Genomic DNA, 21651 nt, shown 5'->3' on the forward strand with positions numbered 1-21651 from the left:
CACCCGGGCCCGGCGAGTGACCGGGCCGGGGAGGCACTTCGATGAACGACATCTTCGTCACGCTGAGCGGGAACGTCACCGACGACCCCCGGCAGTACCACTTCCGCGACGGCTCGCGGGTCACCTCGATGCGGATGGCCGTCAACAGGCGCGTCCTCGACCAGCAGACCAACACCTGGCAGACCAGGGACACCACCTACTACACCGTGCGCTGCTATCGGGGCCTGGCGGACAACGTGCAGCAGTCGATCCGTAAGGGCCACCCGGTCGTGGTGTACGGCAAGCTGCGGATCAAGCAGTTCGAGCGCGACGGCGAGCAGCGGTTCTGGGCGGAGATCGAGGCCAGTTCCGTGGGCCATGACCTGAAGTGGGGCATCGCCACGTTCGAGAAGCCGATCCGGGCCTACTCGGCGGGTGCGCCGAGCGACGACGAGCGCCAGGCCATGGAGGACGCGACGCGGGAGTGGGAGCTGACCGGCCCCGCCGCCCTCGGTGCTGCGTCCGTCGGCGGAGGCGTCAACGGCAGCGGCAGCGGGAGCGGCGACGAGGCGTTCGACAGCCTCGTCGGCGGACGAGGCACGAACGACGCTGCCCTGCAGGCCGCCGGAGCCTGGCAGGCCGGCGACATGCGACAGGCCGCCGCGTCGAAGGAGACACACCCGGGAGAGGCGCCAGGGGCGACGGACGCGTCCACGGTGACCGGCGCAACTGCGGCGACCATGGCGACCGGCGCGACCGGGGCGGCTGACCTGACGGACCCGACCGATACGCCGGATCCGGAGAACGGGGACGACGACTCTCAGGACAGCGCCGACGCCTGGCTCCCACGCGCCCTGGCCGCCTGAGCACTCCCGCCGCCCACCCACCCCGCACCAGAGGGGAGGTTGCACGTGCGTGGCGAGGCACCGCCGCAACCCGAGAGGTGCCCGCCCGCACTCGCTCGCGGGCCGCGCGCCCGGGCGGGGTGGCGGGTCTTCGGCCGTCGGGGTCGTCGGGCCAGTTGGGCCCGGAGGTCGGCGGGCAAACCGCCGCAGATGCCTCCTTAGCCCATCAGATGCAGATGGCCATCGTGCCAAGGTAGCGGTTCCCGTCGCGCTTCGCACACTCCGCAACTATTGTGTTACTCATCGTGAGATGGGCTTCGGCTACTGGGGGGCGGGATGACGGCAACCGGTCAGACCTCGGCCAGGCCGCGAAGCGCGATCTGCTCGCGAAGTCGCTGGCCGCTGCTGGCCCAGCCGCCCGCCCTCGTGTCCTACGTGTGCGCGATCGTGGCGTTCGACGCGGTCCTGATCGCGGTGCTGGCCAAGTCGACCGCTTTCCACGCTCACCACCTCGCCATGTTCGGGGCGCTCACCGTGTGCGGTGCGGTGTGCATCGAGGCGACCCGACGCCTCGGCATGCCCGCCGGTGTCTCCCGTGACCTGCTGTCCGCCTGGTGGTTGCCCGTGGCGTTCCTGCTCCCGCCGGTCTACGCCCTGCTCGCGCCCATACCGATGCAGATCCTGCTGCAGATCAGGGTCCGGGCGACCGTGCTGTACCGCCGCGTGTTCAGCGCGGCGGCGATCGGGCTCGCGGCGGCCTCCGCCTCGGCCGTCTTCCATCGCTGGGTCCCCGTCCCCACACACCTGTCAGCGGGGGAGGGCAGGCCGATCGCGGTCGCGGCGGCCTGCGCGGTGCTGTTCACGGTGCTCAACACCGCGCTGATCGCGGTGGCGGCGCACGCGTCCGACCCGGAGGGCCGCTGGGGCGAGGTCCTGTGGGACCGCGAACGCGTCCTGCTCGACGCGGTCGAGCTCTGCCTCGGCGTGCTCGTCGCGGTCGTCTGCGGGCTCAACCTGGCGCTGCTGCTGCTCATGCTGCCGCCCGTCGTGCTGCTCCAGCGGAGCCTGCTGCACGCGCAGCTCCAGGCCGCGGCACGTACGGATCCGAAGACGGGCCTGCTGAACGCGGCCGCCTGGCAGCGGGAGGCGGACACGGAGATCGTCAGGGCTCAGCGGACAGGGGACGCCCTCGCGCTGGTCCTGGTGGACATCGACCACTTCAAGAAGGTCAACGACACCTACGGCCACCTGGTGGGCGACCAGGTCCTCGCCCAGGTGGCGGCCACCCTCCGTACGCAACTGCGCGAGTACGACGTGGTGGGGCGGTTCGGCGGCGAGGAGTTCGTCGTGCTGCTGCCCGGCGCCGACGTGCACGAGGCGAGGCGGGTGGCCGAGCGGCTGCGCACCCGGGTGGGCCGGATGGTGGTCCCCGCCGAGCAGGCGACGATCACGGTCACGGTCTCCGCCGGGGTGGCCATCATGAACGTTCACGGTGAGGATTTGATCGAGTTGCTGGCCGCCGCCGACCTCGCCCTCTACCGCGCCAAAGAGCTCGGCAGGGACAGGGTCTGCCTCCCCGCCGCCCCAGTGGCCCCACCTCCCCGCAGCGCGGACGGCGCTGCCGGTGCTATCCCCTAGGCTTGAAGGTATGCCGGAGTACATCTACACGTTGCAGCGCGTGCGCAAAGCGCACGGTGACAAGGTGGTCCTCGACGACGTCACGCTGTCGTTCCTGCCGGGGGCCAAGATCGGTGTCCTGGGCCCGAACGGCACGGGCAAGTCGACGCTGCTCAAGATGATGGCGGGGCTGGAGCAGCCGTCCAACGGCGAGGCCCGGCTGATGCCCGGCTTCACGGTCGGCATCCTGCTACAGGAGCCGTCGCTCAACGAGTCGAAGACCGTGCTCGGGAACGTCGAGGAGGGCGTCGCCGAGACCAAGGCGATGCTCGACCGGTTCAACGAGATCGCCGAGCAGATGGCCACCGACTACAGCGACGAGTTGCTGGAGGAGATGGGCCGCCTGCAGGACGCGCTCGACCACCGCAACGCCTGGGACCTCGACAGCCAGCTCGAACAGGCCATGGACGCGCTGCGCTGCCCGCCGCCCGACGCCGAGGTGACCACGCTCAGCGGTGGCGAGCGGCGCCGGGTCGCGCTGTGCAAGCTGCTGCTGGAGCAGCCCGACCTGCTGCTGCTCGACGAGCCCACCAACCACCTCGACGCCGAGAGCGTCCAGTGGCTGGAGCAGCACCTGGAGAAGTACCCCGGCACCGTCCTGGCCGTCACCCACGACCGTTACTTCCTCGACAACGTGGCCGGCTGGATCCTGGAGCTCGACCGCGGCCGGTGCTACGCCTACGAGGGCAACTACTCCACCTACCTTGAGGCCAAGGCCGCGCGTCTGAAGGTCGAGGGCCAGAAGGACGTCAAGCGCAAGAAGCGCCTGGAGGAGGAGCTGGAGTGGGTGCGTTCCAACGCGCGCGCCCGCCAGACCAAGAGCCGCGCCCGTCTCCAGCGCTACGAGGAGATGGCCGCCGAAGCCGACAAGTACCGCAAGCTCGACTTCGAGGAGATCCAGATCCCGCCGGGCCCGCGTCTGGGCACGACGGTCATCCGGGCCGAGAAGCTGAGCAAGGGCTTCGGCGACCGGCTGCTCATGGACGAGCTGTCCTTCGACCTGCCGCGCAACGGCATCGTCGGCATCATCGGCCCGAACGGCGTCGGCAAGACCACCCTGTTCCGGATGATCACGGGGTCCGAGACTCCGGACACCGGGTCCGTCACGGTCGGCGAGACCGTCAAGATCTCGTACGTGGACCAGGGCAGGGCCGGCATCGACCCGAGTAAGAACGTCTGGCAGGTCGTCTCCGACGGGCTCGACCACATCAAGGTCGGCAACGTCGAGATGCCCTCGCGGGCGTACGTCGCGGCGTTCGGCTTCAAGGGCCCCGACCAGCAGAAGCTCGCGGGCGTCCTGTCCGGCGGCGAGCGCAACCGGCTCAACCTGGCGCTCACCCTCAAGCAGGGCGGCAACGTGCTGCTGCTGGACGAGCCCACCAACGACCTCGACACCGAGACGTTGTCCAGCCTGGAGAACGCGCTGCTCGACTTCCCGGGCTGCGCCGTGATCACCTCGCACGACCGGTGGTTCCTCGACCGCATCGCCACCCACATCCTGGCGTGGGAAGAGGGTTCGAACTGGTTCTGGTTCGAGGGCAACTTCGCCGACTACGAGAAGAACAAGATCGAGCGCCTGGGCGCGGACGCCGCCCGCCCGCACCGCGTCACCTACCGCAAGCTCACCCGCGACTGATCGGGCCTTTCGCCCCGTCCCCCGCCGCCCGGCGGGGGACGGCGAGGACCGGCCTTGTCCCCTCGTCGGCGGAGCCGCACGGGGGTTCGACCATCAGGTCTTGAGAGATCTCCAGGCTTCCACAGTCGCTTCGGCGATGATCTCTATGCGGCGGCCGTACGCCGGATGCCCATCGGCCACGAAGCTGCCGTCTCTGGTCGGCAACCCGCAGAAGGCGGCGCGGAAGGGGCCGGGGGATCCGCCCTGCGGGAGCGGGGCATACTCCGCGAGAGGCGCCATGTCGTAGCTCGACCGTGCCCCGTGCCTGTTTCGCGCCACCTGATGAGCCGCCACGCGGAGCAGCGCGTCGAGGCCCTTGTCCACGTAGAGCTGCAGCAGGCGGAACTGACCGTCGAGGTACTTCCCATGGGCTCTGGAAGGATGCTGCAGGAGATACGCGCACACCACGGGTGTGTGCCACCTGTACATCTGAGGATCGGTCTGCTCCTCGGCCAAGATCGCGTGGTAGTAGTCCACGCACCCGCCCAGCGGGCCGGTAGTCGCACCGCAGTCGCACCGATCCATGCCGGGGCCGTCTGTCATGGTGCGCACCATAGGCGGCGGACGACGGCGTCGTCGACAGCATTTCGTGCAGAGCCTGCCGGCCACGGCTCACGGGCCGTCCAGCCCGTGCGGTGAGCGCATCACACGGCTGCCCCCGCCGTGGAGGCGGGGAACGAGGGCCCACTAGGTTGGTCCGGTGACCGAGTTGCGCCATCTCCCGGAGCAGGTGACCCGCTACGTCTTCGAGCGCAAGGTGCGCTTCGCCGACATCGACAGCTTCGGCCACGTCAACAACGTCCGCTTCTTCGACTACCTCGAGGACGCCCGGGTGTCCATGCTGTGGGGGCGGCCGCGTGAGATCGCGGGCCGCAGGCAGGACCTGGTGGTCGCCCGGCATGAGATCGACTACCGACGGCCCCTGACCTTCCGCCCCGATCCTGTCCGCGTCGAGGTGTGGGTCACCGAGATCTCCAGGGTCCGCTTCACCCTCGAGTACGAGATCCGGGACGACCAGACGCTCTACGTCGAGGCGCGCAGTGTCATGGTCGCCTACGACGCCGCGGCGGCCCGTCCCCGCAGGCTCGACGAGGACGAGCTCGCGTACCTCAAGCGGTTCTCCGCCGTCTCCTGAGGGCCATGAGCGTCTCCACCGCTGAACGGCCCCCGCGGCTCCCCGGACGCCGTCATCAGCCATAGGAGCGGCCCGCGACCGGCCGCGACGATCAGAGCCGACGGCCGGTCCGGGACGGGGCGAGGTCAGCCGGTGAGCAGCCAGGCGGCGGTGTCGGCGGGAAGGGTGGTGCCGTCGAGCGGGCCGCTGGTGATCAGCACCCGGTCGTGGGGCGGGAGCGCGACCGCGCCCTCGCCGCAGTTGGTCACGCAGATCAGCCGGCCCCGCTGGAAGAACAGCGTCTCCTCCGGCGACTCCAGCCAGGTGATCGCGTCGGGCAGCGTGCCGCGCAGTTCCCGGCGCGTCTGCAGCGCCCGGCGATAGAACCACAGCGTCGAGGACGGGTCGGCCGCCTGCCGTTCGGCCGTGAGGTCGGCCCAGTCCCGCGGCTGGGGAAGCCAGGACCCGCCGGACCCGAAGTCGTACGGCGGTTCGGTGCCGGACCAGGGCAGCGGCACCCGGCAGCCGTCGCGGCCGGGCACCTCGCCGTTCGACCGGGCGAAGATCGGGTCCTGCCGCGCCTCCGGAGGCAGGTCGGTGACCTCGGGCAGCCCGAGCTCCTCACCTTGGTAGAGGTAGGCCGACCCCGGCAGGGCGAGCATGGCGAGCAACGCCGCGCGGGCCCGTGCAAGACCGGCCCCCGGGTCGAGCGACCCCTGGCCGTAGCGGGTCACGTGCCGTACGACGTCATGGTTGGACAGCACCCAGGTCGGCGAGGTGACGGCCTTGAGAGTGTCGTCGATGACCTTCCGGAAGGCCGTGGCGGACCAGGGGGCCTCCAGCCAGGCGAAGTTGAAGCTCTGGTGCAGCTCGTCCGGCCGCACGTACAACGCGAGGTCCTCGGCCGAGTCGGTCCAGACCTCGCCGATCGCGACGCGGGTGCCGGGATAGGAGTCGAGCACCCGCCGCCAGTCGCGGTAGATGTCGTGCACCTCCGGCTGGCTCCAGATCGGCGACTTGGAGGTGAAGCCCGGATCGGTGTCGGGCAGCCCTTCCGCCTTGATCAGGCCCATCGCGACGTCGATCCGGAAGCCGTCCACCCCCCGGTCGAGCCAGAACCGCAGGATGTCGAGGAACTCCTCCCGCACCTCGGGGTTGCGCCAGTTGAAGTCGGGCTGCTCGGGCGCGAACAGGTGGAGGTACCACTGACCGTCGGGCACCTGGGTCCACGCCGGGCCCCCGAAGGTCGACAGCCAGTTGTTCGGCTCTCCATGGCCGCTTCCGCCGCCCTCGGGGCCGCCGTCCCTGAACATGTACCGCTCGCGCTCCTGGGAGCCCCTGAGGGACGCCAGGGCCTTCTGGAACCAGGGGTGGGCCGACGAGCTGTGGTTCGGCACGATGTCCACCATCAGCCGCAGGCCGTGCGCGTGCGCGTCGGCGACCAGGTCGTCGAAGTCGGCCAGCGATCCGAACAGCGGATCGACGTCGCGGTAGTCCGCCACGTCGTATCCGCCGTCGGCCATGGGGGAGGGGTAGAAGGGGGTCAGCCAGATCGCGTCGACACCGAGCTCGGCGAGGTACGGCAGGCGGTCACGGATTCCCGCCAGGTCGCCCGTACCGTCGCCGGAGGCGTCGGCGAAACTGCGGACGTAGATCTCATAGACAACGGCATCACGCCACCAGGGGGTTGTTTCCATGAGTCTTGGGCTGCCCGCTGCTTCCGTTACTTATGCGTTGACCATGCTATGGGCGGCGTAGACGAGGTAGTCCCACAGCTGCTTCTCGAGCTCGGCCGGCAGGTCGAGGGAACGCACGGCGTCGCCCATGTGCCTGAGCCAGGCGTCTCGTGCCGCCTCGTCGATGACGAACGGCACATGCCGCATCCGCAGCCGGGGGTGGCCGCGCTGCTCGCTGTAGGTCCTCGGGCCGCCCCAGTACTGCATGAGGAACAGGCGCAGCCGCTCCTCCGCCGCGGTGAGGTCCTCCTCGGGGTACATCGGGCGCAGCTGCGGGTCCTCGGCGACGCCCTCGTAGAACCGGCGGACGAGCCGGACGAAGGTCTCCTCGCCGCCGATCGCCTCGTAGAAGGACAGGGTCTGCTCGCTGGTCACGATTTCAGCCTAAGTCAGCTACCGGTCGGTAAGGTCAGGCGGCGAAGGCGAGGCTCTTCTCGTCGAAGGCCCGCTTCACCCGAAGGCGCAGCTCACGGGCGACCTCCAGGTGCCGCGCGGGCACGGTCTTCGCGCTGATCCTGAAGATGACGGACGAGCCCGAGACCGACTCCAGGCCGAAGACCTGCGGCTCCTCGACGATGACGGTGTCCCGGTAATCCGGGTCGTCCCACATGTCGCGTGCGATGTCGTTCAGCAGCTCGCGGACCGTCGCCACGTCGCTGTCGTACGGCACCGGCACGTCCACCAGGGCCCTCGACCAGCCCTGCGACTCGTTGCCGATCCGGGTGATCGTGCCGTTGCGCACGTACCAGACCTTGCCGTCGGCGTCGCGCAGACGGGTGATGCGGAGAGTGACGGCCTCCACCGTGCCGACGGCCACCCCGGTGTCGATCACGTCGCCCACGCCGTACTGGTCCTCCAGCAGCATGAACATGCCGGCGATGAAGTCCTTGACCAGCTCCTGGGCGCCGAAGCCGACCGCCACACCGATGATGCCGACGCTGGTGAGCAGCGGCGCCAACTCGACCCCGAGCTTCGCGAAGATCATCAATGCCGCGGTGCCAAGGATCACGACGGACGCGAGGCTCCGCAGCACGGAGCCCATCGTCTCGGCGCGCGCCCTGCGGCGCTCCGTCATGATCGCCGCCGCGGCCTCCGTGCTGGTCAGCACGGTCTTGCCGCGCAGCCGCTCCGGCAGCACGCCGACGCTGGCCCGCATGGTGAGCCGGGTGATCAGCCGATGTACGACGTTCCGGATGATCAGCGCCCCGGCCAGAATCAGCACCAGCATCACGAGTACGTCGACGACGCCGGCCACGAGCTGCACCCAGGCCGGGAATTCCCGGTCCGGGAAGGCGCTGTTGAGGACCGTGCAGAAGACGCCCTCGCTCTTCTCGCACGCCTTCGTCACAGCCGCGGCCGCCTCGGTCAGGTCGGGCACGGTCGGCGCAGGGCTGGGCGTCGCGGGCGACAGCGGTAACACGAGGTGGATCCCCCCTGGATCGGTTCAACGGCAGGTCATGAACGTAGCCAATACTGCCGACTGATCCGGCCTCCGTCACATCGCCGGGGAAGACGGAAGCGTGTCCCGTCCGGGGCCGCGGAGGGCGGACCGGAAACGCTCCAGTGACGGTGTGGCAGGGCGCGGGCGCGCACCCGGAAGCGCGCCCGTCGCCGTTCTCCAAGTGGGGGATCCCCCCCGATCACCGTCCGGCCCCACCTGCTCGACAGGGCCGGACGGCGGTCCATGACGACCGGCGGACCCGCGGCCCGCCGGTCGCGCCACGGTGCGGACGGGGTCGGTGCGGACGGGGTCGGGGCGGGCGGGACGCCGCAGCGTCGCCGTCGCGCCGGGGCGGCACGACGACCACGCTCCGCACCGGGCGTACCACCCGCCCCCCGAGGCCGCGGTGGATGCGACGGCCCACGGCGACTGCGCTCTCACTGCTTTCACCATGGGGCCGTCGCCTTCCCCTACTCGCTCACCGCGGCAAGCACGCGGGCCACCTTCGTGGCCGCTCCGGCGGGGTCGTCCGCCCGGTGCATCCGCTCACCCCAGGACCACCAGTAGTCGGCCGCCTGGCAGACGACGTTCTCGGTAAGGCTCGTCGCGTCGGGGTTGATCACGCGCACGTAGGCGCGGCCCGACGGAGTGCGCACGACTCGCGCGAGTAAGCCCCGGGCGTCGAGTTCGGCCACCAGATGTTCCAGGCGCCGGAAATCGTCCTCCCCCACCGTAGGTCCTCCTTCATTTCCGTTCGCGGGCGGAATGTGTACTTTGCGTTCCCGTCTGTTCACTGTGGTGCGCCCAAGATGGCTCACGGAAGTGCTCGGGTCAACGAGGGCGAGAAGCGGCCGCGGTGAAGGAAATCCCATGTTGGTTGAAAGAAAACCCCTATCGGGAGACGATCCTTAGTCGGCACGTTCAAGTTGGGGGCTTGGCCACGCCAACTATGGTCCATCATTATGGTGTGGGCGGAGCGCGACGAGTGAGTCACTCTCCGTCACGAAGCGAGGACCGCTCGAGACCACGGGCTGCTAGTGCGGCCGGCCACGAGAGAGGGGCCGGAATGTCCGGCAGGCAACACAGGGAGACGGAGATCGCGCGCCGGATCCGGGCGCGGGGCCTGGCCGCCGGGCGCAGCCTGGCCCAGATCGCCGAGGAGATCCACAACGACTGCGGGCCACAGTTCGGCACGACCCGGATCAAGGCACATCGTCTCTCGCACGGTGTGGCGCTCGCCGACGTGATCGAGCAGGTGCGCGCCCTTTTCGAGAGGGACGGAAAGGCCGTCCCCGGCATCGGGGAGACGCTACTGTCCGCGTACGAGTCGGGCATGAAGCGGCCCGGCCCGGAGTATCTCCACTACCTGTGCTCGGTCTACCGGGTGGAACCGCTGGCCCTCGGGTTCGAAAGCCCGTGCATCTGCGGCCATGGACATCTGGCCGAATCAGGCGGCGGGGACCCAGAAGAGGACAGACCTAACACTTCACCCGCTCCGTGGGGTGCGCCGACCCCGTCGGGCGGCGGCACCCCTTCGGTGGACGGGGGCGAGGAGGACGAGAACGTGCTACGGAGGACGCTGTTGAGGCTCCTCGCCGGCGGCACCGTTGGGGCGGTTGGGCTCAAGGGGCTCGACGAAGAGGTGCTCGGCGCGGTGGAGAACCTCCGCCGGCGGATGGACGAGACCATGGTCACGGCCACGGTCTCGCCGGCGATGCTCGATCAGTGGGAGCAGGCCACGTCCGGCTTCGGGCGGCAGTACATGAACACCCCACCCGTACGGCTGCTCTGCGACGTGATGCTGGAGTTCACCGCGGTACGCAAGGCGCTGGACCGCCGGCAGCCCATCGACGTGCAGGAGCGGCTGTGCCGGATGGCCGCCCAGCTCGCCGGGCTCTCGGGGATGATCATGATCGACCTCGGGGACCAGCGGATGGCTCGCTCGTTCTTCCGCACCGGCCGGATGGCGGCGGACGAGACGGGCGACCGGGCCCTGCGCGCCTGGGTCACCGCCCGGGAGGCGCTGGTCCCGCTCTACTACGGCGACCCGCGCGAGGCGCTCACGCTGGCGAAGAAGAGCCGCGACCTGGCCGGTCACACCCCCTGTGCCGCGCGGACCATGGCGCCGGTCGTCGAGGCGAGGGCGCTGGCGAAGATCGCCGGAGTCAACGGCTCGCGGCACGAGGTGGTCGAACAGGCCAAGCGGGCCCTGCACCGCGCCAGGGCGGCCTTCCAGCAGATGAACGACAGCGACCGGGAGGACCCGGCCTTCGGCTACACGGAGCGGCAGCTCTACTTCTACCAGGGCGACGTCCTGGTGAAGCTGGGGCAGACCGTGGAGGCCGACGTGATCCTGGAGCAGGCACTCGCCAAATACTCCGACGAGGACCTGCTCGACCAGACCCTGATCCGGTTCGACCAGGCGTTGTGCCGGCTCATCGACGGCGACGTCGACGCCGCGCTCAAGCTCGGCCAGGCGGCCATCGAGATGGTCGACAAGGAATACCGGACCGACCTCATGCTCAAGCCCGCGTACGACCTGGAGAAGGCCGTCAGAGCCAAGTACGGCGATTCGCCCAAGCTCAAGGCCTTCCGTGAGGTGATCACGCAGAGCCGGGTCGAGGTTCCGCGCGACCTGTTCCAGGACGCCGTGTGACGTGGGTAGCGAGGAGGACGTGTGGCAGGAGACGCGCTGGCGGGAGATCCCGAGCCGGGAGATCCCGTGAGAGGCGGGGAGGGCGGGATCGCACCGCTGAGGATCCGGCGATACCGCTGGTCCGACCTCGACGCGGTGTGGTCCCTCCATCAGATCGGCCTGGCCCAGGTGGGCGTCGTGCCGGGCGACGGCGTCTACTACGACGACGACTTCCCCCGGATCACCGAGGTCTACCTGGCTGCCGGGGGTGACTTCCTGGTGGGGGAGGTGCCCGGGGCGGGGCTCGTCGCGATGGGCGGCCTGCGGCGCATCGACGCCGACACGGCGGAGATGTGCCGGCTCCGGGTCCACCCCGATCACCAGCGGCGCGGCTACGGCGCGGCGATCACGCAGGAGCTCGAGGAACGGGCGCGCCGGCTCGGCTACAGGACGTTGCGCGGCGACACCACCCTGCGTCAGGTCGCCGCGCTGGAGCTCTACCGCAAATCCGGGTGGCGGGAGCTGCGGCGCGAGGTACGCGGCGACAACGTGGTGATTTATATCGAGAAGCAGCTAAATGCCGTGGTCTCTCCACTTTTCTCCCGATAGATAATGCTTCCATCCCTTGGCGGATAGCTGATCCCTGCGAATACTTGTGCCTTGTCCGCAAGAGTGGGGAAAGAGGCGTGATGAAGAAGATCATTATCCGTAAGCCGGGGACGACCAAGCTCAGCGGCACCTCGAGCGTCATCCACAAGGGGTGAGGGACCACCCGAGCCACATCTGGGTCCGGGGAGATCTCTCCCGGGACCGCGTGGCGGCCCTCCACGCGCTTGCCCTGGAGGTGCCGCCTCCCGTGGCGCCCGTCGTCAACGGGCACCGCCGGCTACGCGGTCCGTACACGATCGGTGGCGCGATACTGCGCGCCCTCGTCCCGGTCGCCTTGGAGCGTTCCCCGGGCCTGGTGGCGGAACACGACATCGAGATCCGCGCCGTCGCCCCCTGCCTGCGCCCTCTGGTGCCGGCGCGGCGGCAGACCATCGAGGCCCGCCTGACGGAGGACGAGCGGATCCTCGTGCCCGCGCCGCGCCGCACGCTGCGGATCGCCAACGGGATCGCCGAGTTCGTCCGCGGCTGCCTCGAAGAGCCGCGGACGCTGCTGGTGGACAACGTGCACGAGGCGGATCCGGCCGACCGTGAACTGCTGCGCGTCCTGGCGCGCCGGGTGCCGGATCTGACGCTGGCCCTGGGCTCCGCCGACTCCCCGTGGGAGGGCACGCGGGAGGGCATGCGGCAGGTGGACGCGCGGGCCCGGGGCGGGCCGCCCGACGACTACGTCGCCTCGGACTGCACCTCCGACGACCCCCGCGCCTACCGGGCGTACCTGTCGCTGCCACCGGAGGAACGGGCGCGCCGGCACGACCGGCGCGCCGCCGAGCTGAGGGCCGACGCCGCGGCGGCGGAGCACGCCCTGGGCGCGGTGCCGTACCACCTGGAGCACGGCCGCGACCTGGACGCGGCGGCGCAGGCCCTGTGGGCGGCGGTGGACCACTGCGTCACCGAGGGCTTCCTGCACGCGGTCGTGGAGCTGGGCTCGCGCGGCCTGCGGCTGGTGGCGCCGGGTTCCGACCTGTGGTGGCGCTTCCTCCATCGCACCGCGACCGCCCTGGCGGGGCTGGGCCGGCGGGCGCACGCACAGGAGCTGTACGACCAGGCCCGGAGGGTCAGCGTCGATCCGGCCGTGCACGCCGCCGCCGCGTACGGCACGGCGATGCTCGACGCGCGCGACCGCGATCCGGCGCGGCGCGACCTGGCCAGGGCCAGAGCCTGGATCAACGAGGCGATAGCGATCTCCACGCTGCTGCCCGACAGGCGGACGCGCGCCTTCAAGCTCGGGTTCGACCAGAACGGCCGCGCGCTGATCGAGCTGCGGGAGGGGCGGGTCGACGAGGCGCTCGGGCTGGTGCAGTCGGCGATCGACCTGGCCGAGCGCGATCTTCCACCGGACGCCCACCCCGTGCACCGGATGGTGCTGTTCGCCAACCGCGCGCAGCTCCTCGCGCGAAAGGGCCGCAGGGAGGAGGCGCTCGCCGACTTCGACCGGGTCGTCGCGATCGACCCGGGCTTCCCCGACCACTATCTCGACCGGGGCAACCTGCTGGTCGAGATGGGACGTACGGACGAGGCGCTGGCCGACTACGAGGCCGCGATGCGGGTGAGCCCGCCGCTGCCCGAGGCGTACTACAACCGGGCGGAGCTGCGCCTGGCCGCCGGGGATCTGGACGGCGCCCGGGCCGACCTCGACCATGTCCTCGAACTCGACCCCGGCTACCTGGACGCGTACGTCAACCGGGCCGGCGTGCTGGAGATGCTCGGCGAGCACGAGGCCGCCAGGCGCGACGTCGAGGCGGGGCTCGCCCTGGACCCCGGCAACGCGCACCTGCACGGCGTGCTCGGGCAGCTGGAGACCGAGGCCGGCCGCTACGCGGAGGCCGCCCTGGCCTTCGACGCGGCCCTGACCGCCGATCCCCGCCTCGCCTCGGCCTGGGCGAACCGTGCGACGCTGCGGTTCGAGACCGGCGACGCGCGGGGCGCCGTCGACGACCTGACCCGGGCGATCGAGCTGAGCGAGGACGCGGCCCTGTTCTTCAACCGGGCCACCGCGCTCGACGCGCTCGGCCGCGGCCGGGAGGCGCTGTTCGACCTGCGCCGGGCGCTGGCCCTGGCCCCCGACGACCCCGACGTACGCGCGGCGCTGGAGCGGCACGAGAAGGAGGGATGACGGGGGGCGCTCACGGCGAGGTGCCGAGCAGCCGCTCGACGACGTCCGGAAGGCCGGGCGGGTCGAGCGGCTCGGGCAGCGCGGGGAGGGCGGAGATCGCGTGCCAGGCATGCCCCCGCAGGGCGCCGTCCTCCTCCTCGGTCAGCTCGGCGGACGCCACCGGCGGCGCCACGTCGAACCGGGCCAGATAGAAACGCTCGGTCTTCACGTAGTGCCTGCCGAGCCAGTGGAAGTCCCGGGGGACCGGCACCCACCGGTCCAGTACGGCGTCGCCGGGCAGGCCGGTCTCCTCCCACAGCTCGCGGCGGGCGGCCTGCAGCGGCGACTCGCCCGGCTCGATGCCTCCTCCCGGAGGCTCCCAGAACACCCTGCCGGAGACCGGGTCGTGCCATCGCAGCAGCAGCACCCGGGAGCGGCCGTCCACGCACACCACGCGCGCGGCCGGCCGGTCGTCCGCCTTCCCCGCCTCCACCTGCCCGCACCCTCCGATCGGCTGGCCCTACCCTTGAACCCGACACCGTCACCCGTCGAGGATCTGAGCATGAGCGCTGAACACGTGCTGACCCTGTCCTGCCCGGACCGGCCCGGAGTGGTCGCGGCCGTCTCCGGACTGCTGGCCGGGAAGGGCTGCAACATCATCGAGAGCCAGCAGTTCGGCGACCCGGTCGAGCAGCGGTTCTTCATGCGCGTGCAGTTCTCCAGCGGGTGCTCCACCGACGAGCTGCGGGCGGCGTTCGCCTCGCTCGCGCCGGAGTTCGCCATGGAGTTGCAGCTCTTCGACCTCGCGGTGCGGACCCGGGCGCTGGTGCTCGTCAGCCGGTTCGACCACTGCCTCAACGACCTGCTCTACCGGGTGCGCTCGGGTCTGCTGCCCATCGAGATCGTGGGTGTCGTGTCCAACCACCCCGACCTGCGCCCGCTCACCCAGTCGTACGGCGTGGACTACCATCACCTGCCGGTCACCGCGGAGACCAAGCCGCGGCAGGAGGCGGAGATCCTCACGCTGGTCGACCACTACAAGGCCGACCTGGTCGTGCTCGCCCGCTACATGCAGGTGATCTCGCAGGATATGTGCGCCAAGCTCGCCGGACGCATGATCAACATCCACCACTCGTTCCTGCCGTCGTTCAAGGGTGCCAAGCCGTACCACCAGGCGTACTCCCGCGGTGTGAAGCTGATCGGCGCCACGGCGCACTACGTGACGCCCGACCTCGACGAGGGGCCGATCATCGAGCAGGAGGTCGCGCGGGTGAACCACACCCACTCGCCCGAGGACCTCGCCGCGATCGGCCGCGACCTCGAATGCCAGGCGCTGGCCCGGGCCGTCCGCTGGCACGCCGAGCACCGCGTGCTGCTGGACGGCCACAAGACCGTCGTCTTCCCGCGCTGACGCTACGCCCCGACCTTCAGACCGGTGTGCCGGGCCAGGAACGCGAGCTGGTCGGCCGCGAGCTCGACCGACCGGCTCACGGCCCGGGCGCCGTGCCCCACCTCGGTCTCGTTGCGCAGCAGGATCGGGCGGTCGCCCGCCTGCGCGTGCTGCAGGGCCGCCGCCATCTTCCACGCGTGCAGGGGATGGACGCGGGTGTCGGAGGCGAACACGGCGAACAGCGTGGCCGGGTACGACACCCCCTCGCGGACGTGGTGGTACGGCGAGTAGCCCCACAGCCAGGCGAACTCCTCCGGCACGTCGGCGGAGCCGAACTCGACGTTCCAGGTCGCCCCGAGACCGAACTTCTCGTATCGGACCATGTCGAGCAGCGGGGCCAGGCAGACGACGGCCGCGTACAGGTCGGGGCGCTGGGTGAGCGCCGCGCCGACGAGCAGGCCGCCGTTGGAGCCGCCGGAGATGCCGAGCCGGTCCGGGCTGGTGACGCCGGTGGCGATGAGGTGCTCGGCCGCGGCGTGCAGGTCGTCGAAGACGTTCTGCTTGTTGCCGAGCATGCCGTCCCGGTGCCACTGCTCGCCCTCCTCGCCGCCGCCGCGAAGCTGGGCGACCGCGTAGACGCCGCCCGCCTCGACCCACGCCAGCGTCGCGGCGGAGAACCCGGGGTTCATCGGGACCCCGAAGCCGCCGTAGCCGTACAGGATGGTGGGGCGGGGCCCGGAGCCGGGGCGCGAGGTGATCAGCATGTGCACCTCGGTGCCGTCCTTGGACCGGTAGACCACCTGCTCGGTCGTCGCCTCGGGCACCTCCACCGCGCCGGGAGGCGCCTCCCACAGCGAGGTCTCGCCGGTCAGCGCGTCGTAGCGGTACACGGCGGTCGGGGTGATGCCGTCGGTGTAGCTGAACCAGGCCTCGTGCCCGCCCTCCGGGCGCTCGACGATCCCGCCGATCGAGCCGAGCCCCGGCAGCGGGACCGCGCCGATCCGCTCGCCGCTCTCCAGGGCGTGGACGGAGATCTCGCCGATCGCGTGCCGGGTCCAGCCGACGAGCAGGACCGGCTCGGCCATGCCGTCGAGGATCGCGAAGTCGGACAGCACCGCCTCGGCGTCCTCGGGGATCAGGTCGCGCCAGTGCTCGGGGCCGGGCGTCTCCGGAGAGGTGACGCAGACCCGCCCGCGCGGGGCGTCGAGATCGGTGAAGACGTAGAGCCGCCCGTCACGGCCGAAGTGGAGCCCGGTCTGCGCGTCGACGTCCTGCTGCACGGTGACCAGCTCCGGCGCCTGCGGCGACGAGGCGACCAGGTCGGCCACCCATAGGTCGTTGCGCGGCGCCGTCCCCCGTGAGGCGGAGATCGACAGCCACCTGCCGTCGAGGGAGACGGACACCCCGTAGTAGTTGGTCTTCTCCAGGCCCTCGCCGAAGATCAGCACGTCGTCGTCGGGAGAGGTGCCGACGCGGTGCAGGTAGACGCGTCGGTGGAACTGCTCCTCGCCGGCCGGGACCAGCGAGGGCGCCAGCCTGCGCACGTAGTAGAACGCCTCGCCGCCGGGCAGCCAGGCCACGGGCGAGTAGCGGCAGCGGTCGATCGGCCCCTCGACGACCTCTCCGGTCGCCACGTCGACGACGTACAGGCGCGACTCCTCGTCGCCGCCGACCGAGATCTGGTACGCCAGCCGGTTGCCCTCCTTGTCCGGCTGGTAGGAGTCGAGCGTGGTCAGGCCCGAGGGATCGAGGGCGCCGGGGTCGAGCAGCACGCGCTCGCCGTCCCCGTCCGCGACGTACAGGACCGGGTGCTCCTGGTCCGGGGCCCGGCGGGTGAAGAAGCGGCGCTCGCCGCGCCAGGACGGCGTCCCCACCGACCCGGAGCGCAGCAGTTCGGCGACGCGCTCGCGGAAGTGGTCGCGCCCCTCGAGTTCGGCGGACCGGAACAGGGTCTCCTGCGCGTCCAGCCACTCCTTCGTCGCCGGATCGTCGGAATCCTCCAGCCACCGGTACGGGTCGGGGACGGGCGTTCCGTGGAGATCGTCGACGATGTCGTCACGGCGGGCTGGTGGGTACGGCACTCGGCTCATGCTGGCACTTTAAATCAGCCGGACGACTGCGACGGTACATCGTCCGTACCCGGCCAAGACGGGAATAAAGGGGTGATCGGCTGGGCATAGAAGCAGCAGGCGTTCCAGTCGTTCACCCCGCGGACCTTTTTATGGGGTGGCGAAGGGGCCGCTGAGAAGGCCACACTTTGGTGAAGGGCGGTGCCGTGGTGACGATCCGCTGGGCCGTCCGGCGGAGGTCCCTGTGACGGAAGCATCCGGGTCCCAACCGACGGGGCCACAACCCAGGCGCACAGCCGAGACCGCTGTGGAGGTCGGCTGATGCGCCAAGTCCTGCTACTGAACGCCACGTACGAGCCGCTGACCACGCTCTCCCTGCACCGGGCCGTCATCCTGGTGCTGAGAGAGAAGGCCGACGTCGTCCACCGCGACGGCCGGGGCGCGGTCCTGCGCTCTGCCAGCCGCACGCTCGACGTTCCGTCGGTGATCCGGCTCCGGCGATACGTCCGCATTCCCTACCGGACGCGTATCCCGCTCACCCGGGCGGCGCTGATGCGCCGGGACAACTTCCGCTGCGCCTACTGCGGCCAGCGGGCCGAGACCATCGACCACGTCATCCCGCGCTCCCGGGGAGGCCCCCACACCTGGGAGAACTGCGTCGCCTCGTGCATGCCGTGCAACCACCGGAAGGCCGACAGGCTGCTGGAGGAACTCGGGTGGGCGCTGCGCGTGGCCCCCGTGGTGCCGCACGGCGCGCACTGGCGGCTCATCGGCGCGCAACTCGACGGCGATCCGCAGTGGGCGCCCTACCTGTCGGAGACGGCGGCCTGACGGGTGTCGTCATGAAATGGACGATCACCACCGACGTGGAGGAGTACGCCGCGGCGGCCGAGCCCTGGCTGCTGCGCGATCCCGTCCGCAACACGGTCATGCTGACCGTGCTGCGCGGAATCCGCAGCGGCCAGTTCACGGCCGATCCCCTGCTGGCCTGGCTGGAGGACGGCGGCACGGTGGCGGGGGCGGCCTGCCGGACCCCGCCCTATCCGCTCGCGCTGGGCGACGTCCCGCTCGCGGCGCTTGCCCTGCTGGCGCGTGACCTGATCGAGATGGACCACGACGTGCCCGCGGTCGGCGGTCCGGTGGCCGCCGCGGAGGCGTTCGCCCGGGCATGGTGGCGGCCGGAGACGCGCCGCCGGGCCGAACGCCTCTACCGTCTCGGCACGCTGCGGGCTCCCTCCGTGCCGGGCAAGCCCCGTGTGGCCGGCCCCGACGACCTGCCGACGGCCGTGCGCTTCTTCCGGGAGTTCCAGGACGAGGCGCACGTCGAGCGCACGGCCGACCCCACTCCGGTCGTCGCCGCGCGGCTCAACCGTGAGGAACTGGTCTGGTGGGAGGACGACGACCGGCCGGTGTCGATCGCCGGGGCCTCCGCGCCGATCGCCGGCATGTCGCGGATCGGGCCCGTCTACACCCCGCCTGATCTGCGCGGGCGCGGGTACGGCAGCGCCGTCACCCACGCGGCCAGCAGGAAGGCGCTCGACGACGGCGCCGGCGAGGTGCTGCTGTTCACCGATCTGAGCAACCCGACATCGAACTCCATCTACCAGCGGCTCGGCTTCCGGCCCATCGAGGACTACGTGACCATCCACTTCGCCTGAGCTCCTCGTCGCACCGCTGGGACCCCCGGCCGTGTCGTCTCCGTCACCGGTGAGCAGGCCGCGCCCGGCGTTCGCCTGCCGCCGGCCGGGACGACGCGCCTCTCGCGGTCGTAATCTGAGGGCATGCCTCGCTATGACTACCGCTGCCGCGCGTGCGGATCGACGTTCGAGCTCAACCGTCCCATGGCCGAGGCGGGCGCACCCGCGGTGTGTCCCTCCGGCCACGACGACACCGTGAAGCTGCTGTCCACCGTGGCCGTCACCGGAAGGGCGTCCGGCGCCCCCGCCGCCCGCCCCGCAGGGGGCGGGGCGGGCGGCGGTTGCTGCGGCGGAGGATGCTGCGGCGGTTAGGACTGCCCTTCCTCCGGGAGGTTCCGCGGGCGTGCCGGGCACGCCCGCGGTTTTTCATGCCTGCGCTCGAAGCCGCTGCGTCTCTGGCGTCTCCCGCGTCTCTGGCGTCTCCCGGTGTCTCCAGGCGGCATCCGGCTCAGTGCCAACAGCCTGTGGCCCACTTTGTCGCTATAGAGGTCTACTTCTGACTGATAGAGGCGGAAGTAGAAGTGAATCAAGACTATCTTTCGACTGAGCTGGAAGTTACTCTCTGCGTCAGAGACAGCGCCCCCGATCAACGCGTCACAGCCCGGCTCGGGCTTCCCGGCCGCGGCCTCTCGCAGCGAGGTGAAGCTTTGCCTGCCGTGTTTCCGGCTCTTCGGAGCGTCCACAGAAACCTGATCGCGCTCGGCCTCGCCGGCGTGCTGGCCGTCCCCCTCGTCCTCGCCTCTCCCGCGAGCGCGGCCGCGCCGCCCGGCCTGAGCGCTCGCGTGCCCCGCCCGTCCACGGCGACCGGCGCGAACGTGGCGAACCCGGTGGTAACGGGACCGATCGCCAGCACCACTCCCGTCGGGGATCCCGCACACGGCTACCCGTTCCTCGCCACCGACGTCGACCTCAAGGCGGCGGGCTACGTCGAGCAGGAGTTCTTCATCTCCGGCACGGCGACGAGCTACGCGACCCGTGGCACGGACACGGCGATTGCAGTCAGCACCGGCAACCCGTACAGCACGCGAATCGTCGTGCGACGTCCGGTCTCGGCTCGGACGTTCAACGGGGTCGTGATCGCCGAGTGGTACAACGTCAGCAACCAGTGGGACCAGGAGGTCGACTGGTTCCAGTCGCACGAGCACCTGATGCGGGAGGGGTACGCCTGGGTCGGGGTCTCGGCCCAGCGCGCCGGAGTGCACTCCACGACCGGACTCAAGGCGTGGAGCCCGCAGCGTTACGGAGCCCTCGACGTGACCGCGGGCGGGACGATCAACGACGACAGCCTGTCCTACGACATCTTCAGCCAGGCCCTGAAGGCCGTCCGCGGCCCCGCGGGCACCGACCCGCTCGGCGAGCTTCCCCCGCCCCGGTACGTGATCGCCACCGGCCACTCGCAGTCGGCCGGCCGCCTCGCGAACTACTACAACGGCGTCCAGCCGCTCGCGAACGTCCTCGACGCGGTCGTCCTGCACGGCGGGGGCGGTGTGCTGCGCACCGACCTGGCGGCGCCGGTGTTCCGGATCAACTCCGAGGGCGACGTGAGCAGCGGCATCCTGTCCGCGGCGGCCCGCGCTCAGGGCGACTCGGCGGTCCTGACCAGCTGGGAGGTGGCCGGCGCGTCGCACGGCGACTGGAAACTGATCAGAGACTACGGACCGTTGCGCAAGCGTGACATCGGCACCTACCCCGGCGGGTATCCCGGTGAGCCGCAGACGTGCACGCTGCCCTCGTTGTCCCGCATTCCCCAGCACATGGTGCAGAACGCCGTATACGACCACACCGTCGCCTGGGTCGCCTACGGCGTGCGGCCCCCGGCGGCTCCCAAGATCCGGATGACGGACACGACGCCGCCGGCGATCGCGCGTGACGGCCTCGGGATCGCGCTCGGCGGCATCCGGCTCGCCCAGCAGGAGGCGCCGCTGCGCGTCAACAGCGGCACCAACACCGGTCCGGGCTTCTGCTTCCTCGACGGAAGCTCGGTGCCGCTGACCGACGCCCGGCTCGCGGAGCTCTACCCGACCGTACGGTCGTACGTCGACAAGGTCGTCGCGACGACGCTCGCCGACGTCGAGGCCGGGTACATCCCGCGGTCGTTCACCCGCGACCCCGCCTGGTACTCCGGCATCCGCGACGTCATCGGCGAATACGTCGCCGCCGGTCGTATCTCCGAGTCCGTCGCGTCGGCCCTGGAGGACCGCCTCCAGCACGCCGAACGGGCCGGTCTCGCCGGCGACGCGCCTCCTGCGATCGCCCACCTGCGGCAACTCGCCGAGCGGGCGGACGGGCGTATCGGGGACGACGCGGCCAGGGCCGGGATACTGCGGGTGACCCATGCGCTCATCGCGCTCCTCACGGAGGCGCGGGAGACGGAGCACACGGGCCGCTAGCCCGGAGCTTTGCTCGTCGGTCTTCGCGGTGGCGGCCGCCGTGAGCCGAGCGGGTCCACCGCAACATGAGGTCGGGTCCGGTGGACGGGTCCGCAGGCGTGCCGCCCACGCCTGCGGACCCGTCCGGGCGCGGGGGCGCCCGGGGGGGGGACCCGCCCCCGGGGGGGGGGGAGACGGGGGGGGGGGGGCGCCGCGGCGGGGCCGGGGGGGGGGGGGAGGGGGGACGGGGGGGAGGGGGGGCG

The 21651-nt window shown here is 71.0% G+C and carries 18 protein-coding genes and 1 pseudogene; 12 read left to right on the forward strand and 7 right to left on the reverse strand.

Annotated elements, in window-relative coordinates; translation table 11 throughout:
- The first annotated feature begins 41 nt into the window (after positions 1-41).
- From ABZ857_RS34355 to ettA, 3 genes are all read left to right on the forward strand, one after another.
- Positions 42-845 (forward strand): single-stranded DNA-binding protein, encoded by an 804-nt coding sequence (locus tag ABZ857_RS34355; protein ID WP_357051669.1) that lies wholly within the window; start codon positions 42-44, stop codon positions 843-845.
- Positions 846-1160: 315 nt separating this feature from the next.
- Positions 1161-2462 carry a GGDEF domain-containing protein gene (locus ABZ857_RS34360; RefSeq protein WP_357051672.1) on the forward strand — a complete coding sequence of 434 codons (1302 nt, stop codon included), beginning with the start codon at positions 1161-1163 and terminating at the stop codon, positions 2460-2462.
- Between the two features lie 10 nt (positions 2463-2472).
- The gene (gene ettA, locus ABZ857_RS34365) at positions 2473-4137 is read left to right on the forward strand and encodes an energy-dependent translational throttle protein EttA (protein ID WP_357051675.1); all 1665 of its coding nucleotides are present in this window, start codon (positions 2473-2475) and stop codon (positions 4135-4137) included.
- Positions 4138-4230: 93 nt separating this feature from the next.
- Here the strand turns inward: ettA and ABZ857_RS34370 are convergent, their stop codons facing one another.
- Positions 4231-4731 carry a DUF5946 family protein gene (locus ABZ857_RS34370; RefSeq protein ID WP_357051678.1) on the reverse strand — a complete coding sequence of 167 codons (501 nt, stop codon included), beginning with the start codon at positions 4729-4731 and terminating at the stop codon, positions 4231-4233.
- A gap of 145 nt (positions 4732-4876) precedes the next feature.
- Between ABZ857_RS34370 and ABZ857_RS34375 the strand changes: the two genes are divergently transcribed.
- Entirely contained in the window at positions 4877-5311 is a 435-nt protein-coding gene (locus tag ABZ857_RS34375; protein ID WP_357051681.1) for a thioesterase family protein, read from the forward strand.
- A 125-nt stretch (positions 5312-5436) separates the two neighbouring features.
- Here ABZ857_RS34375 and ABZ857_RS34380 read toward each other — a convergent pair whose 3' ends face one another.
- The 4 genes and pseudogenes from ABZ857_RS34380 to ABZ857_RS34395 form a co-directional block, all read right to left on the reverse strand.
- Positions 5437-6987 carry an alpha-amylase family glycosyl hydrolase gene (locus ABZ857_RS34380; protein WP_357051684.1) on the reverse strand — a complete coding sequence of 517 codons (1551 nt, stop codon included), beginning with the start codon at positions 6985-6987 and terminating at the stop codon, positions 5437-5439.
- Positions 6988-7023: 36 nt separating this feature from the next.
- A pseudogene (locus ABZ857_RS34385) lies at positions 7024-7383 on the reverse strand (globin); the annotation flags it as partial.
- A 52-nt stretch (positions 7384-7435) separates the two neighbouring features.
- On the reverse strand, positions 7436-8446 hold the full coding sequence (locus tag ABZ857_RS34390) for a mechanosensitive ion channel family protein (RefSeq protein ID WP_357051687.1): 1011 nt from the start codon (positions 8444-8446) through the stop codon (positions 7436-7438).
- A gap of 491 nt (positions 8447-8937) precedes the next feature.
- The gene (locus ABZ857_RS34395) at positions 8938-9198 is read right to left on the reverse strand and encodes a hypothetical protein (protein ID WP_030509616.1); all 261 of its coding nucleotides are present in this window, start codon (positions 9196-9198) and stop codon (positions 8938-8940) included.
- A gap of 335 nt (positions 9199-9533) precedes the next feature.
- Between ABZ857_RS34395 and ABZ857_RS34400 the strand changes: the two genes are divergently transcribed.
- From ABZ857_RS34400 to ABZ857_RS34410, 3 genes are all read left to right on the forward strand, one after another.
- On the forward strand, positions 9534-11123 hold the full coding sequence (locus ABZ857_RS34400; RefSeq protein ID WP_357051690.1) for an XRE family transcriptional regulator: 1590 nt from the start codon (positions 9534-9536) through the stop codon (positions 11121-11123).
- Between the two features lie 21 nt (positions 11124-11144).
- The gene (locus ABZ857_RS34405) at positions 11145-11711 is read left to right on the forward strand and encodes a GNAT family N-acetyltransferase (protein ID WP_357051693.1); all 567 of its coding nucleotides are present in this window, start codon (positions 11145-11147) and stop codon (positions 11709-11711) included.
- A 151-nt stretch (positions 11712-11862) separates the two neighbouring features.
- Positions 11863-13884, forward strand: a complete 2022-nt coding sequence (locus ABZ857_RS34410) for a tetratricopeptide repeat protein (RefSeq protein ID WP_357051696.1) — start codon at positions 11863-11865, stop codon at positions 13882-13884.
- 10 nt (positions 13885-13894) lie between these two features.
- Here the strand turns inward: ABZ857_RS34410 and ABZ857_RS34415 are convergent, their stop codons facing one another.
- On the reverse strand, positions 13895-14356 hold the full coding sequence (locus ABZ857_RS34415) for an NUDIX domain-containing protein (RefSeq protein WP_357051699.1): 462 nt from the start codon (positions 14354-14356) through the stop codon (positions 13895-13897).
- Positions 14357-14425: 69 nt separating this feature from the next.
- On the opposite strand from ABZ857_RS34415, the gene purU reads away from it, so the two are divergent.
- Positions 14426-15274, forward strand: a complete 849-nt coding sequence (gene purU / locus ABZ857_RS34420; protein ID WP_357051702.1) for a formyltetrahydrofolate deformylase — start codon at positions 14426-14428, stop codon at positions 15272-15274.
- Positions 15275-15276: 2 nt separating this feature from the next.
- Here purU and ABZ857_RS34425 read toward each other — a convergent pair whose 3' ends face one another.
- Complete coding sequence (locus ABZ857_RS34425) at positions 15277-17343, reverse strand: prolyl oligopeptidase family serine peptidase (RefSeq protein ID WP_357051704.1); 2067 nt, start codon at positions 17341-17343, stop codon at positions 15277-15279.
- Between the two features lie 300 nt (positions 17344-17643).
- Between ABZ857_RS34425 and ABZ857_RS34430 the strand changes: the two genes are divergently transcribed.
- From ABZ857_RS34430 to ABZ857_RS34445, 4 genes are all read left to right on the forward strand, one after another.
- The gene (locus ABZ857_RS34430) at positions 17644-18153 is read left to right on the forward strand and encodes an HNH endonuclease (RefSeq protein ID WP_357051707.1); all 510 of its coding nucleotides are present in this window, start codon (positions 17644-17646) and stop codon (positions 18151-18153) included.
- Positions 18154-18164: 11 nt separating this feature from the next.
- Complete coding sequence (locus ABZ857_RS34435; protein WP_357051709.1) at positions 18165-18980, forward strand: GNAT family N-acetyltransferase; 816 nt, start codon at positions 18165-18167, stop codon at positions 18978-18980.
- Between the two features lie 123 nt (positions 18981-19103).
- Entirely contained in the window at positions 19104-19331 is a 228-nt protein-coding gene (locus ABZ857_RS34440; RefSeq protein WP_357051712.1) for a zinc ribbon domain-containing protein, read from the forward strand.
- A gap of 344 nt (positions 19332-19675) precedes the next feature.
- Positions 19676-21409, forward strand: coding sequence for an alpha/beta hydrolase domain-containing protein (locus tag ABZ857_RS34445; RefSeq protein WP_357051720.1), 1734 nt, complete (start codon positions 19676-19678; stop codon positions 21407-21409).
- Positions 21410-21651 lie beyond the last annotated feature (242 nt).

This window comes from Microbispora sp. NPDC046933, from assembly GCF_040644635.1.
Lineage (GTDB): Bacteria > Actinomycetota > Actinomycetes > Streptosporangiales > Streptosporangiaceae > Microbispora.

What these genes read in the sequence shown, in the direction of transcription:
- ABZ857_RS34355 (WP_357051669.1), top strand. Translation starts at nt 42, where the DNA reads ATGAACGACATCTTCGTCACGCTGAGCGGGAACGTCACCGACGACCCC.
- ABZ857_RS34360 (WP_357051672.1), top strand. Translation starts at nt 1,161, where the DNA reads ATGACGGCAACCGGTCAGACCTCGGCCAGGCCGCGAAGCGCGATCTGC.
- ettA (WP_357051675.1), top strand. Translation starts at nt 2,473, where the DNA reads ATGCCGGAGTACATCTACACGTTGCAGCGCGTGCGCAAAGCGCACGGT.
- ABZ857_RS34370 (WP_357051678.1), bottom strand. Translation starts at nt 4,731, where the DNA reads ATGGTGCGCACCATGACAGACGGCCCCGGCATGGATCGGTGCGACTGC.
- ABZ857_RS34380 (WP_357051684.1), bottom strand. Translation starts at nt 6,987, where the DNA reads ATGGAAACAACCCCCTGGTGGCGTGATGCCGTTGTCTATGAGATCTAC.
- ABZ857_RS34400 (WP_357051690.1), top strand. Translation starts at nt 9,534, where the DNA reads ATGTCCGGCAGGCAACACAGGGAGACGGAGATCGCGCGCCGGATCCGG.
- purU (WP_357051702.1), top strand. Translation starts at nt 14,426, where the DNA reads ATGAGCGCTGAACACGTGCTGACCCTGTCCTGCCCGGACCGGCCCGGA.
- ABZ857_RS34425 (WP_357051704.1), bottom strand. Translation starts at nt 17,343, where the DNA reads ATGAGCCGAGTGCCGTACCCACCAGCCCGCCGTGACGACATCGTCGAC.
- ABZ857_RS34430 (WP_357051707.1), top strand. Translation starts at nt 17,644, where the DNA reads ATGCGCCAAGTCCTGCTACTGAACGCCACGTACGAGCCGCTGACCACG.
- ABZ857_RS34435 (WP_357051709.1), top strand. Translation starts at nt 18,165, where the DNA reads ATGAAATGGACGATCACCACCGACGTGGAGGAGTACGCCGCGGCGGCC.
- ABZ857_RS34440 (WP_357051712.1), top strand. Translation starts at nt 19,104, where the DNA reads ATGCCTCGCTATGACTACCGCTGCCGCGCGTGCGGATCGACGTTCGAG.